Origin of the sequence: Cellulosimicrobium sp. I38E (assembly GCF_001647255.1) — a bacterium.
Lineage (GTDB): Bacteria > Actinomycetota > Actinomycetes > Actinomycetales > Cellulomonadaceae > Cellulosimicrobium > Cellulosimicrobium cellulans_E.
On the sequence record NZ_LUAZ01000009.1, the window covers coordinates 1 to 13,474 of the forward strand.

General features: G+C 74.3%; 10 protein-coding genes and 1 pseudogene. 3 read left to right on the top strand and 8 right to left on the bottom strand.

Annotated elements, in window-relative coordinates; genetic code table 11:
* The 3 genes and pseudogenes from narY to narI form a co-directional block, all read left to right on the top strand.
* Nucleotides 1–796: pseudogene (gene narY, locus A0J59_RS02025) on the top strand (nitrate reductase subunit beta); the annotation flags it as partial.
* Nucleotides 793–1,500: a nitrate reductase molybdenum cofactor assembly chaperone gene (narJ, locus tag A0J59_RS02030; protein ID WP_082918668.1), complete on the top strand. Its 708-nt coding sequence runs from the start codon at nt 793–795 to the stop codon at nt 1,498–1,500. The pseudogene narY and the gene narJ, both read left to right, overlap by 4 nt.
* Entirely contained in the window at nt 1,497–2,231 is a 735-nt protein-coding gene (narI, locus tag A0J59_RS02035; RefSeq protein ID WP_064315074.1) for a respiratory nitrate reductase subunit gamma, read from the top strand. Before narJ ends, narI begins: the two co-directional genes overlap by 4 nt.
* A 167-nt stretch (nt 2,232–2,398) precedes the next feature.
* Here narI and A0J59_RS02040 read toward each other — a convergent pair whose 3' ends face one another.
* The 8 genes from A0J59_RS02040 to A0J59_RS02075 form a co-directional block, all read right to left on the bottom strand.
* Complete coding sequence (locus A0J59_RS02040; protein ID WP_064315075.1) at nt 2,399–2,743, bottom strand: DUF2249 domain-containing protein; 345 nt, start codon at nt 2,741–2,743, stop codon at nt 2,399–2,401.
* A 90-nt stretch (nt 2,744–2,833) separates the two neighbouring features.
* Entirely contained in the window at nt 2,834–5,710 is a 2,877-nt protein-coding gene (locus A0J59_RS02045) for a multicopper oxidase domain-containing protein (RefSeq protein WP_255364889.1), read from the bottom strand.
* A gap of 2 nt (nt 5,711–5,712) precedes the next feature.
* A complete protein-coding gene (locus A0J59_RS02050) occupies nt 5,713–6,936 on the bottom strand; it encodes a hypothetical protein (RefSeq protein ID WP_181446397.1) in 1,224 nt (407 codons plus the stop codon).
* Between the two features lie 130 nt (nt 6,937–7,066).
* Nucleotides 7,067–8,137: a TIGR03842 family LLM class F420-dependent oxidoreductase gene (locus A0J59_RS02055; RefSeq protein WP_053371150.1), complete on the bottom strand. Its 1,071-nt coding sequence runs from the start codon at nt 8,135–8,137 to the stop codon at nt 7,067–7,069.
* A 45-nt stretch (nt 8,138–8,182) separates the two neighbouring features.
* Entirely contained in the window at nt 8,183–9,619 is a 1,437-nt protein-coding gene (gene hydA / locus A0J59_RS02060) for a dihydropyrimidinase (RefSeq protein WP_064315077.1), read from the bottom strand.
* Between the two features lie 27 nt (nt 9,620–9,646).
* Complete coding sequence (locus A0J59_RS02065; RefSeq protein WP_064315078.1) at nt 9,647–10,483, bottom strand: nitrilase-related carbon-nitrogen hydrolase; 837 nt, start codon at nt 10,481–10,483, stop codon at nt 9,647–9,649.
* A 61-nt stretch (nt 10,484–10,544) separates the two neighbouring features.
* Nucleotides 10,545–11,945, bottom strand: a complete 1,401-nt coding sequence (locus A0J59_RS02070; RefSeq protein WP_064315079.1) for an aspartate aminotransferase family protein — start codon at nt 11,943–11,945, stop codon at nt 10,545–10,547.
* A 7-nt stretch (nt 11,946–11,952) separates the two neighbouring features.
* Complete coding sequence (locus tag A0J59_RS02075) at nt 11,953–13,440, bottom strand: CoA-acylating methylmalonate-semialdehyde dehydrogenase (protein WP_064315111.1); 1,488 nt, start codon at nt 13,438–13,440, stop codon at nt 11,953–11,955.
* Between the last annotated feature and the right edge of the window lie 34 nt (nt 13,441–13,474).

Consider the following 13,474-nt stretch of genomic DNA (forward strand, 5'->3'; position numbering starts at 1 on the left):
CCAGGACGAGCACGACCTCCTCGCCTCCCAACGCGCCGTCTTCCTCGACCCCCACGACCCCCAAGTGATCGCCGCCGCACGCGCCGAGGGCATCCCCGAGGACTGGATCACCGCCGCCCAACGCTCCCCCATCTGGGACCTCATCACCCGCTACGAGGTCGCCCTGCCCCTGCACCCCGAGTACCGCACCCTGCCCATGGTCTGGTACATCCCACCCCTGTCCCCCGTCGTCGACGTCGTCGCGGCCTCGGGCAACGACGGCGAAGACGGACGCACCCTGTTCGCCGCCATCTCCCAGCTGCGCATCCCCCTCGAATACCTCGCGGGCCTGTTCACCGCCGGGGACACCGCCCCCGTCGAACGCGTCCTGCGCCGCCTGGCCGCCATGCGCTCCTACATGCGCGACCTCAACCTCGGCCGCGAACCCGACGAACAGACCGCGGCCGCGGTCGGCATGACCGGCACCCAGGTCCAAGACATGTACCGCCTCCTGGCCATCGCGAAGTACGAGGACCGGTACGTCATCCCCACCGCCCACACCGAGATCGCCCGCGAGCTCACGGACATGGCGTGCTCGCTCGACTACGACGGCGGCCCGGGGATGGGTGGCGCGGGACCCACGACGGGCGAGTCGTTCCACGCGGTCGGCGCGCAGGAGCGCGCCACGAGCCCGTACACGCCGTCCACGTCGGGCCGGGTCAACCTGCTCACCTGGGACGGCGACGGAACCCCGGGCGGGCTCTTCCCGCCGTCGCGACCAGCGGGCGGCCCCGAGCCCTCGGGGGGTGCGGCATGAGGCGCGCGGCCCGGTCCCGGCCGGCGTCCTCGACGAGCGCGGCGGCGCCCGGTCCCCTGCCGGACGACCAGCGCCGCGCCGCGCACACCGTGATCTCGCTCCTGCTCGACTACCCCACCGCGGAGACCGCCGCCCACCGGGCGGACGTCGAGGACGTCGTCGTGGGGCTGCCCCCGGACGTGGGGCGACCCCTGCGCGCGTTCCTCGACGCCACGGCGTCCGTGCCCCTCCGCGAGCTCCAGGCCGCCTACGTCACGACGTTCGACCTCAAGCGCAAGTGCTCGCTCTACCTGTCGTACTACGCGGCCGGGGACACCCGGAAGCGCGGGGCCGCGCTCGTCACGTTCGTCGAGGCGTTCCGCGCGGCCGGATGGGAGACGGACGGCTCCGAGCTGCCGGACCACCTGCCCACGGTGCTCGAGCTCTCCGCGCGGACCGACGGCGAGATCGCCGGCATGGTGCTCGACGCGCACCGCGACGGCATCGAGGTCCTGCGCGCCGCGCTCGAGACCGTCCGCAGCCCGTACGCGCACGTGGTCGCGGCTCTCGTCGCGACGCTCCCGGCGATGCAGTCCGCGACCGCCGCACGCTTCCGCGACCTCGTCGCCGCGGGACCGCCCACCGAGCTCGTCGGCCTGAGCGACCTGTCCCACCTCACGCCCTTCGCCACGATCCCGAGCCTGACCGAGGAGACCCGACGATGAGCCCGCTCGACGTCCTGCTGTGGGTCGCCGTCCCGTACGCGGTGGCGGCCGTGTTCATCGTCGGCCACGTGTGGCGGTACCGCTACGACCAGTTCGGCTGGACCACGCGCTCGTCGCAGCTCTACGAGAACCGCTGGCTCCGCCTCGGCTCGCCTCTCTTCCACGTCGGCATCCTCATGGTCATCGGCGGGCACGTCGTCGGCATCCTCGTGCCGCGCCCGTGGCTCGAGGCCGTCGGCGTGGACGAGCACGCCTACCACCTCGTCGCGACGATCGCCGGGACGTTCGCGGCCGTGCTCACGGTGGTCGGGCTCGTGATCCTCGTCCTGCGCCGGAGGCTCTCCGGCGCGGTATTCCGCGTGACCACGCGCACGGACAAGCTCATGTACGTCGTGCTCGGCGCCGCGATCGGGTTCGGCACGCTCGCGACGGTGCAGCACCAGATCTTCGGCGGCGGGTACGACTACCGCGGGTCGATCTCGCCGTGGTTCCGTTCGCTGCTCACGTTCCAGCCAGACCCGTCGCTCATGGCCGACGTCCCGCTCGCGTTCCAGCTCCACGTCCTGTGCGGCCTGGCGCTGTTCGCCCTGTGGCCGTTCACGCGCCTCGTGCACGTGTTCTCCGCGCCGCTCGGGTACCTCACGCGCCCGTACGTCGTCTACCGGCGCCGCGCGGCCACGACGACGTCGCGCGCACCGCGCCGCGGCTGGGAGCCCCCGACGGCCCCCTAGCGAGCACCGCCCTCACCCCACGATGCGTCCGCGCCCGAGTGCTGCGTCCCGACACGCAGCGCTCGGGCGCCGGCGCATCGCTCGATCCGGTGAGCGCACGACGACGCCCGGCGCCATCCCCGTGCCGCCGGGCGTCGTCGCGTGCGAGGGCTTGCCGGCCCCGCTGCTCAGCCCTGCGCGGGCACCGGCCGGCGCGTGAGGCGGATGCTCACCTCGGCCGCCTCGCGCGACAGGTACTCGCGGTCGAACGCGCCGGGCTCCCGTCCCTCGAGCTGTGCGAGCAGCGGGAGCGGGTCGTGCGGCGCGACGAGCACGAGCCCGTCGCCGGGCGCGAGCGCCTCGAGGGCCCCGAAGACGACTCCGTGGCGCACGGCGTGCGGGATCGTGCGGACGTCGAGCACGATCTCGGCGTCGTCGTGGGCGCACCCGCACGTGTGCCCCTCGTCGGGCCCTTCCCCGTGCACAGCCTCGTGCTGCGGGGGCTCGGTGATCTCGATCGGTTCTGCTGCCATGTGGTCCTCCTGGGTCGTGGCGCGAGCGCCGGGTGGGGTGCTGGGTCTGCGGGCCTGTCGGCGCGGACGCCGTCGCCGACGGCGGGCCTGTCAGGGCGTCACGGCGAACGCCCCGGACGCGCCGCGCTCGGCGTCGGACATGGCGTGCGTGACGAACGGGTAGGTCCCGGCCTCGGGGAACGCGAGCTCGACGAACCCGCCCTGTGCGGGCAGCAGGCCGAGCACCTGGCTGCCGCCGGAGCTCCCGGCCGGGAGCGAGTACGCGCCCTCGTGGTAGACGGTGTCGAACTGGCCGCCGACGACGTGGAACGCGCTCGGGCGGTTCGGACCGGCGTCGAGCACCCACACGCGCACGCGCTCGCCGACCCGGGCCTCCAGCGGGTCGTGCCGGTACTGGTTCGCGTAGCCGTTGAAGGCGAGCAGGTCGGGCTCGGCGGCCGCGACCTTCGCGTCGTCCGCGGACGCGCCCTGCGCGCCGAGGTAGAGCTCGGACTGCACGACGACGTACTCGTGGTCCACGCGAGCGAGGTCCGGCGGGTCGACGATCACCGCGCCGAACATGCCGTTCGCGATGTGCAGCGACATGGGCATGGTCGAACAGTGGTACATCCAGATCCCGGCGCGGGTCGCCGTGAAGCGGTAGACGAGCGACTCCCCGGGCGCGATGGTCTGCATCGGCTCGTCGGGCGCGAGCGCGCCCGCGTGGAAGTCGATCGAGTGCCCGATCGTGCCGTCGTTGACGAGCGTGATCTCGAAGACGTCACCCACCTTCCCGCGCAGCACGGGCCCCGGCGCGGTCCCGCCGAACGTCCACACCGTCTGCTCGACCGCGGGTGCGACCTCCTGGACGGCCTCCGTCACGGTGAGGGTGCGCCGGTGCACGACCGGCTCGCCCGACGGGTCCGTCTCGGCCGGTGCGAGCGTCGCGTCGCGCGAGGTGAACCCGTCGCCCGGGTGCGTCATGAGGTCGACGTCGGACGCGGTCAGCGAGGCCGCCCCGCCCGAGCCCGTGCTCGCGTGCCCGCCGTGCGCGTCGTGCACGTCGCGGCCACCGTCGTCCGCCGTGACCGTCCCGCCGGAGCCGTCCGAGCCGCCGGTGCCCTCGACGTCGATCGTGAGCGTCATGCCCATGAGCCGGTGCCCGGCGACGGAGCACCAGCCGTCGAGCGGACCGCTCACGACGCCGACGTCGACCGTGGCGGTCTCCCCCGGTGCGACGCGGCCCGACGTCGTGCTGTCCTCGAGGACGAGGTCGTGCACGTCGTCGTCGGTGTTGGTCAGCTCGACGACGAGCCGGTCGCCCGCGGGCACGGTGATCGTGCCCGGGACGAACCGCATGTCGGCGGCCTCGACCTGCACGGTCGTCGTGCGGCCGGTCGTCGCGACCGGCACGCCGGCCCCTCCGGTCCCGGCGACAGCGCCACCCCCGACGACGCCCGACCCGACGCCGGCTGCCACCGGGTCGGCGGCGATGCCGCCCACGACCGCGAGCGCCAGCGTCGCGACGGCGGCCGTCACCGCGCCCGCGAGGGGTCGGCGCGCCTGCGCGTCCCGGCGTGCGGCGACGGCGCGAGCGGCGTCGCCGCGGCGCGTGCCCGACGGCGGAGCCTCCGTCGTGAGGCTCGCCGCGCCCGGGGCGGGCGGCTGGGCCGGGGACGGGACCGCCGTCGGCTGCGACGCGTCCTCGCGCGAGACCGTGTCGCCCCGCGAGACGACCACGGCGCGCAGCGCGAGGACGAGGAAGGCGAGGAAGGTCGCGAAGACGACGAGCGACAGCCCGACGCGCACCCACGACGGCAGCGGCAGGAGGTACAGCGCGAGCCCGCCGTTCGCGACGAGCACACGGTACGCGCCGCCCGCGCCGACGACGGACTCGGTGCGGCGCCGTCGTGCCGGGCCGCCGCCGAGCACGACGGGGACGAGGTACGTGAGCGCGCCGAGGAGCACCTGCGCGGCGAACCCGACGACGAACGGGAGCAGCAGCCCGCCGATCGCGTCCTGCGCCGCGGCCCACGACGGCGCCGTCGCGACCCGCACCCCGAACGCGGCCACGCTCCCGGCGAACCACGCCACGGACGCGGCGAGGCTCCACGCGGCGAACCCCCAGGCGCCGCGCTGGGCGGCCCGACCCTGCGCCGCGAGGTGCCGACCGACCAGCACGACACCGCCCAGCACGACGGCCGCCCCGGCCGCGACGAGGGGCCGCCAGCCGACCGCGCACGCCGCGACGACGAGCAGGATCCCGGCGGTGAGGACCGGCAGCGCGCGGCGGGCCGCGACGTCGGCGTCGGGCTGGATGCGCGTGCGCAGCACGGTCGGCCACAGCAGCACGAGCGTGCCGAGCACCGTGAGACCGACCCACCCGAGGACGTTGAGCGTCACGTGCGCCACGTAGAGGCGGCCGTACGCCTCCGTCCCCGCGCCGCCGCGGGCCATGAGGACGCCGAGCGTCACGCCGACGGGCAGGCACGCGGCAGCGACGACGTAGTAGCGGACGAGCCGGCCGAAGCGCGACGGCAGCGCGCCCCGGCCCTGGAGCACGAGCACCGTCGCGTGCGTCACCGCCCCCGCGCCCACGAGCACCCCGCCCGCGACCACGAGGGACCAGACGTCGGTCAGCAGCCCCGCGACGACGAGCAGCGCACCGACCGTGTGCGCGGCGAGCCGCGCGACGTGCAGCGGGCGCCCGCCCGGTGCCTGGCGGCGCAGCATCGTGTCGGCGAAGTGCTGGCTCCACACGAGGACGGCCGTGCTCACGGCGCCGAGCATGAGGACGTGGACCATGAGCCACACGGCCTCCGGCACGAACCGGTGCACCACGACGAGCACCGCCTCGGCGACGAACCACCCGAGGACGAGGACATGGAGCCACAGGTTCCGACCGGTGCCCCCGACCTTCTGCGTACCCGGGAGCGGCCCGGCGGGCCGGGCGGACAGGAGCGACGGTCGCTCGGGCGAGGCGGGCACGGTCACCTTCCGGAGACGATCGGGAGCACGGCAGACGGTGCCGAGGCAGAGCCCTGGTCGCGCGAGATAGAGGCTCGGTCAGCCGAGGTAGAGGCCCGGTCGGGGCGCAGCGCCGACCAGACCGCGACCCCGACGAACCCGAGGACGGCGACGACGTTCCCCGCGCCGCCGACGCGGACGGCCGCCACCGCTCCGGGCCCGTCGCCCGCGAGGTCACCGGCGACCCGGACGGCGAGCGACGCGTGCAGCAGCGCGAGCGGCGCCCACATCGCGGCCCGGTATGGGAGCGGACGGCGCAGCACGGCCGGGAGGATGAGCGGCGCGTGCGCCATGATCATCGACACCCCGAACCCGAGGAACACGGCGTGCACGACGGCGTCGTACGTCGTCCCCGAGCGCAGCGTCACCGCCGGGCCGAGCCCGGAGGGACTGGCCCCCGCCGCGAGGAACACCCAGGCCGCGCCCGCGACGACGAGCCACGCGTAGCCCGCGAGCATCGCCGCCGCAGCGAAGCGCGGCAGGCCTCGGCCACGGACGGTGCGGCGCGCGACGTCGTGCCGCAGCAGCACGAGAGCCGACACCGCGAGCGCCGCCCCGGCCATGGCGTACCCGGGTGCGGGGGCGAGCAGGGCGACGCACGCCGCGCCGACGGAGACCAGCGACCCGGCGAGGACGGTGCGCTCGGTCCGGGCGTCGATCTCGAGCCGTGCGAGCTCGACGCGCTCGCCGAGCACGGTCCAGGCGACGAACCCGACGAGCCACGGAAGGAGGTCCGGCACCGCGACGCCCGCAGCCCAGAGCGCGGCACCCCCGACGGCGAGCACGGCGCCCGTGGCCTGGATCGCCGTCGCGACGGCGGGCTGGCGCCGCCAGAGCGCGGCGTAGATCGCGACGAGTCCGAGCGTCCCCGCGACGAGCAGCCCCTGCCCGACCGCGCGGGGCGCGGGCGAGAGGAGCGCGAGCGCGCCGAGCCCGAGCGCGGCGGGTGCGAGGTAGGCGACCGGGCGCCGCACGGCGACGGCGCGTTCGAGGGTGACGAGCGTGCCGACGAACCCGAGCACCATGAGCAGGCCGTGCGCGTCCTGGACCCGCTCGGCAGGGACGGGCGACGGGAGCCCGAGCAGGGCGAACCCGGTCGCGAGCCCCGTGAGCAGCGCGATCCCGGCGGGGAGCACGAGGAGCGCGCGGAACGGCGTCCGGCTCGTCACGCCCCGAGGGTTTTCCACGGTCCCGACCGTAGGAATCCAGCAGTACGCCCGGACAGGGCCGAAGGTCCCGCCGGGACGCGCCGGTCACGTGGGCTGGGTCACGCCGGCGGTCACGCGGACGAGAGCCCCAGCGCGGGTACGTGGCGGCTCACTCGCGCGCCCGGACGAGGTCGCGCACGGCGGGGCCGACCGTCTCGCCGTACGCGCGCAGGGTCTCGTCCTTGGCGTCGTGCTGGAGGTAGACGGCGAACTGGTCGACGCCGAGCGCGGCGAGCTCGCGCAGCCGCTCGACGTGCCGCTCGGCCGGCCCGACGAGGCAGAACCGGTCGACGATCTCGTCCGTGACGAACGCCGTGTGGGTGTTCCCCGCGCGCCCGTGCTCGTTGTAGTCGTAGCCCTGGCGCCCCGCGACGAAGTCGGTGAGCGCGTGCGGGATCGTCACACCCGCACCCGCCTCCGACCCGCCGGGCCCGTACCGCGCGACGATCTCCGCGACGTGGTTGCCGACCATCCCCCCGAACCAGCGGCACTGGTCGTAGGCGTGCGCGAGCGCACGACGTCCCGCCTCGCCGTCCGACGGCGCGTGGTCGGTCACGTACGCGGGCGCGGCGACGCAGATGCGCACCGCGTCCGGGTCGCGACCCGCGCGCTCGGCCGCGGCGCGCACCGCGGCGACGGACCACGCGACGACGTCGGGGTCGGCGAGCTGGAGGATGAAGCCGTCGCCGACCTCGCCCGTGAGGGCGAGCGCCTTCGGCCCGTACGCCGCGACCCACACCGGCAGCCGGGAGTCCGGGTTCCACGGCAGGCGCAGCGTCGAGCCGCGGTACTCGACGGCCTCCCCCGACGCGAGGCCGCGGATGACGCCGATCGCCTCGCGGAGCTCGGCGAGCGTGACGGGCCGTCCGTTGATGACGCGCACCGCGGAGTCGCCGCGCCCGATGCCGCAGATCGTCCGGTTGCCGAACATCTCGTTGAGCGTCGCGAAGAGCGAGGCGGTGACGGTGACGTCACGCGTCGCGGGGTTGGTGACCATGGGGCCGACCGTGACCCGGTGCGTCGCGGCGAGGATCTGGGAGTAGACGACGAACGGCTCCTCCCACAGCAGGTGCGAGTCGAACGTCCACACGTGCGAGAAGCCGTACGTCTCCGCCTGCCGCGCGAGGTCGACGACCCGCCACGCGGGCGGGTCATTCTGCAGCACCACGCCGAGGTCCACGTGCCCTCCCGATCCGGTCCGTGCCCGTCCTTCGCAGCTCGCCGCTCAGCGCAGGTACGCCGACAGCCCGCGGCGCAGGAACCGCCCGTGGCCGGGGCTGCCGTGGTACGTGCCGTCCTCGACGACGACGCGCCCGCGCGACATGACGACGTCCACGTGCCCGGCGACCTCGAACCCCTCCCACGCGGAGTGGTCCATGTTCATGTGGTGCGTCTTCTCGTACCCGATCGACGTGCGCCCGGCGGGGTCGTAGACGACGACGTCGGCGTCCGCGCCCGGGGCGAGCACGCCCTTGCGGCCGTCGAGCCCGAACATGCGGGCCGGCGTCGTGCAGCACAGCTCGACCCACCGCTCGCGCGTGATGCGCCCGTCGACGACGCCCTGGTAGAGCAGGTCGAGGCGGTGCTCGACGCCGCCGATCCCGTTGGGGATCTTCGAGAAGTCGCCGCGCCCGAGCTCCTTCTGCTCCTTCATGCAGAACGGGCAGTGGTCGGTGCTGACGACCGACAGGTCGCCGGTGCGCAGGTACCGCCACAGCTCGTCCTGGTGGCCCTCGGCGCGCGAGCGCAGCGGCGTCGAGCACACCCACTTGGCGCCCTCGAAGTCGCCCCACTCGTCGCTGCGCGCGGCGAGCTGTTCCTCCAGCGACAGGTAGAGGTACTGCGGGCACGTCTCGCCGAACACGTTGTGCCCCTCGTCGCGCGCCTGCGCGAGCGTCGCGACGGCCTGCTTCGCGGACATGTGCACGACGTACAGCGGCGCCCCGGTCAGGCGCGCGAGCATGATCGCGCGGTGCGTCGCCTCCTCCTCGGTCTCCCACGGTCGGCTCGTGCCGTGGAAGTACGGGGCGGTGTCGCCCCGGTCGAGCGCCTCGCGCACGAGCACGTCGATCGCGATGCCGTTCTCGGCGTGCATCATGATCACCGACCCGTTGTCGCGCGCCTTGCGCATCGCGCGCAGGATCTGCCCGTCGTCGCTGTAGAACACTCCCGGGTAGGCCATGAACAGCTTGAAGCTCGTGATGCCCTCGCTGACGAGCTCGTCCATGGCCTTGAGCGAGTCGTCGTCGACGCCCCCGAGGATCTGGTGGAACCCGTAGTCGATCGCACACTGCCCGTCGGCCTTCGCGTGCCACGCGGCGAGCCCGTCCTGGACGCGCTCGCCGGTGCGCTGGACGGCGAAGTCGACGATCGTCGTCGTGCCGCCCCACGCCGCGGCGCGCGTCCCGGTCTCGAACGTGTCCGACGCGTTCGTCCCGCCGAACGGCAGCTCCATGTGCGTGTGGCAGTCCACCGCGCCCGGGATGACGTACTTGCCGGTCGCGTCGATCACGCGCTCGGCGGTCGCGGCCAGGTCGGCCCCGAGGCTCGTGTCCCCGGGCCGCAGGAGCGCGGCGACCTGCTCGCCGTCGACCAGCACGTCGGCGGGCATCGAGCCCGTGGGCCCGACGACGGTCCCTCCCCGGATCAGCGTGTGCGGCATCGCGTGCTCCCCTCTCGGGTCCTCAGGTCACGGCCGGGTGAGGTCGTCGTAGGCGTCGGGGCGGCGGTCGCGGTAGAACTGCCACCGGTCGCGCACGACGCGCAGGAGGTCCAGGTCGAGGTCGCGCACCACGAGCTCCTCCTCGTGGTCGTCGGCGGGGTCGCCGACGAACGCGCCCTCCGGGTCGACGAAGTACGACGTGCCGTAGAAGTCGTCGTCGCCCAGGTCCTCGACGCCCACGCGGTTGATCGCGCCGACGTAGTACTCGTTGGCGACCGCCGCCGCCGGCTGCTCGAGCCTCCACAGGTAGTTCGACAGCCCGCGGCTCGTCGCGCTGGGGTTGAGGACGATCTCCGCGCCGTTCAGGCCGAGCGCACGCCAGCCCTCCGGGAAGTGCCGGTCGTAGCAGATGTAGACGCCCACGCGCCCGACAGCGGTGTCGAACACCGGGTAGCCCAGGTTGCCGGGGCGGAAGTAGAACTTCTCCCAGAACCCGCGCACGTGCGGGATGTGCGTCTTGCGGTACTTGCCGAGATAGCGCCCGTCCGCGTCGATCACCGCCGCGGTGTTGTACAGGACGCCCGGCTGCTCCTCCTCGTAGACCGGCAGCACGACGACGGTGCCCAGCTCGGCCGCGAGCGCCGAGAACCGCTCGACCGTGGGCCCGGGGACCGACTCGGCGTAGGCGTAGTACGCGGCGTCCTGCACCTGGCAGAAGTACGGCCCGTAGAACAGCTCCTGGAAGCACACGAGCTTCGCGCCATGGTCGGCGGCGTCGCGCAGGTGCTTCTCGTGGACGTCGATCATCGACTCCTTGTCGCCCGTCCAGCGGACCTGGGTGAGCGCGGCACGCACGGTGGTCATGACCCCTCCTCAGTTGTGGGCATGAAATGGGCCTGGTCTGGGGGCGCGAACCGGGCCCTTCTCATGCCCGCACCGCCTCGGCCTGCTCGTCGGCGACGTCGAGAGCCGCGTCGATCGCGGCGAGGCCGTGCTCGAGGTCGGCGGCAGACGTGACGAGCGGCGGCGCGACGTGCAGGCGGTTGAAGTGCACGAACGGCCACACGCCGCGCTCCTTCACCGCGGCGACGACGGCGGCCATCGGCGCGGCCGCAGGCCCGCTCGCGTTGAACGGGACGAGCGGTTCGCGCGTCTCCCGGTCGCGCACGAGCTCGACCGCCCAGAAGAACCCGAGCCCGCGGACCTCCCCGACGCTCGGGTGCCGGTCCGCGATCTCGCGCAGCCGCTTCCCGATGACGTCCGCGCCGAGCGTCCGCACCCGCTCCAGGATCCGGTCGTCCTCGAACGTGCGGACCGACTCGACCCCCACCGCGCACGCGAGCGGGTGGCCGGAGTAGGTGAGGCCCCCGGGAAAGACGCGGTCGTCGAACGTCCGCGCGACGTGCTCCCCGAGGACGACGCCGCCCAGCGGCACGTAGCCGGAGTTCACGCCCTTGGCGAAGGTCACGAGGTCGGGCACGACGCCCCACCGGTCCACCGCGAACCACTCGCCCACCCGGCCGAACCCGACCATGACCTCGTCGGTCACCAGGAGGATGCCGTGCTCGTCGCACAGCGCGCGCACGCCCTCGAGGTAGCCGTCGGGCGGGATGAGCACGCCGTTGGTCCCGACGATCGTCTCGAGCAGGATCGCCGCGATCGTCCCCGGCCCCTCGAGCTGCACCACCTCGCGCAGGTGGGCGAGCGCACGCACGCCCTCCTCCGCGTCGTCTCGCGCCCCGAACGCGGAGCGGTACGCGTACGGGCCGAGGAAGTGCCGCACGTGCGGGTCGGGCGAGACCTCGTTGGGCCAGCGCCGCGGGTCGCCCGTGAGGGAGATCGCCGTCGTCGTGTTGCCGTGGTACGACCGGTACGCGGCGAGCACCTTCGCGCGCCCGGTGTGCAGGCGCGCGAGCCGGACCGCGTTCTCGACGGCGTCGGCCCCGCCGTTCGTGAAGAAGACGCGCCACCGTCGCTCGTCGCCGGTCGCCGGCCCGCCGTCCCGCGCGCCCGGGGCGCGCTCCGCGATCAGCCGGGCGAGCTCGCCCCGCACGTCGTTGGCGAACGTCGGGCCGACGGTCGCGAGCCGGCCCGCCTGCGCCTGGAGCGCCGCGACGAGCCGCGGGTGCTGGTGGCCCAGGTTCAGGTTCACGAGCTGGGACGCGAAGTCGAGGTAGCGGTTGCCGTCCTCGTCCCAGAACCACGCGCCCTCCCCGCCGGCGACGGGCAGCGGGTCGATCGCGCCCTGCGCGGACCACGAGTGGAAGACGTAGCGGTCGTCGGCGCGCGTGGTCGACGTGCGCCGGGCGAGCTCCTCCGTCGTCATCGGGCGCTCACCGGGTCCGGGGGAAGCCGAGGTCCACGCCCGCCGTGGACGGGTCGGGCCAGCGCGTCGTGACGACCTTGGTGCGCGTGTAGAACTGCACGCTCTCCGGGCCGTAGACGTGCAGGTCCCCGAAGAGCGAGCTCTTCCAGCCGCCGAACGAGTAGTAGCCGACCGGCACGGGGATGGGGACGTTGACGCCGATCATGCCCGCCCGGGCGTCGACCTCGAACGCGCGCGCTGCGCCGCCGTCGCGCGTGAAGATCGCGGCGCCGTTGCCGTACGGGTTGTCGTTCACGAGCCCGACGGCCTCGTCGTAGGACTCCGTGCGCACGACCGACAGCACCGGCCCGAAGATCTCCTCGCGGTACACCGTGTGCTCGGGGCGCACGTGGTCGACGAGCGTGGGGTGCAGGAAGAACCCCTCCCCGAGATCCCCCGCACCGTCGGGGGCCTCGCGCCCGTCGACGACGAGCGTCGCGCCCTCCTCGGCGGCGGTGCCGACGCGCGCCGCGACGCGGTCGCGGTGCTCGGCCGTGATGAGAGGGCCCATCTGCGACGCGGGGTCGGAGCCCGGCCCGACGACGAGTCGCGCCACACGCTCGCGGATCGCCTCGACGAGCGGGTCGGCCACCGCTCCGACGGCCACGAGCACGGAGACCGCCATGCAGCGCTCGCCCGCCGACCCGTACGCCGCGGAGACCGCCGCGTCGGCCGCGACGTCCACGTCGGCGTCGGGCAGCACGACCATGTGGTTCTTCGCCCCGCCGAGCGCCTGGACGCGCTTGCCGTGCCGGGTCCCCGTCTCGTAGACGTGGCGCGCGACGGGCGTCGAGCCGACGAAGCTCACGGCCTCGACGTCGGGGTGCTCCAGCAGGCGTTCGACCGCGACGCGGTCGCCCTGCACGACGTTCACCACGCCGTCCGGCACGCCGGCCTCCTGGAGCAGGCGCGCGACGACGAGCGACGCCGAGGGGTCGCGCTCGCTCGGCTTGAGCACGACCGTGTTCCCGCACGCGATCGCGTTGGGGATCATCCACAGCGGCACCATGGCCGGGAAGTTGAACGGCGTGATGCAGGCGACGACGCCGAGGGCCTGCTTCACCTCGTGCACGTCCACGCCCGACGACGCCTGCTCGGTGTACCCGCCCTTGAGGAGCTGGCCGATGCCGCACGCGAACTCGACGCACTCGAGCGCGCGGGCGACCTCGCCCGCCGCGTCGGAGAGCACCTTGCCGTGCTCGGCGCTCACGACCGCCGCGATCTCGTCGCGGTGGTCGACGAGGAGCTGGTGGAACGCGAAGAGGATCTCGACGCGACGCGACACGCTCGTCGCACGCCACGCGGGGAACGCGTCCCGCGCCGCGGCGACCGCGGCGTCGACGTCCGCGGCGGACGCGAGCGCCACACGCCCCGTGACCGCGCCCGTCGCCGGGTCGTGGACCGGTCCGTACCGCTCCGCGTCGGGCCGCGCGCGACCCGCGACCCAGTGCCCGATGCGCGCCTCCCCGGCGCGCCCCTGCTCGTCGTCC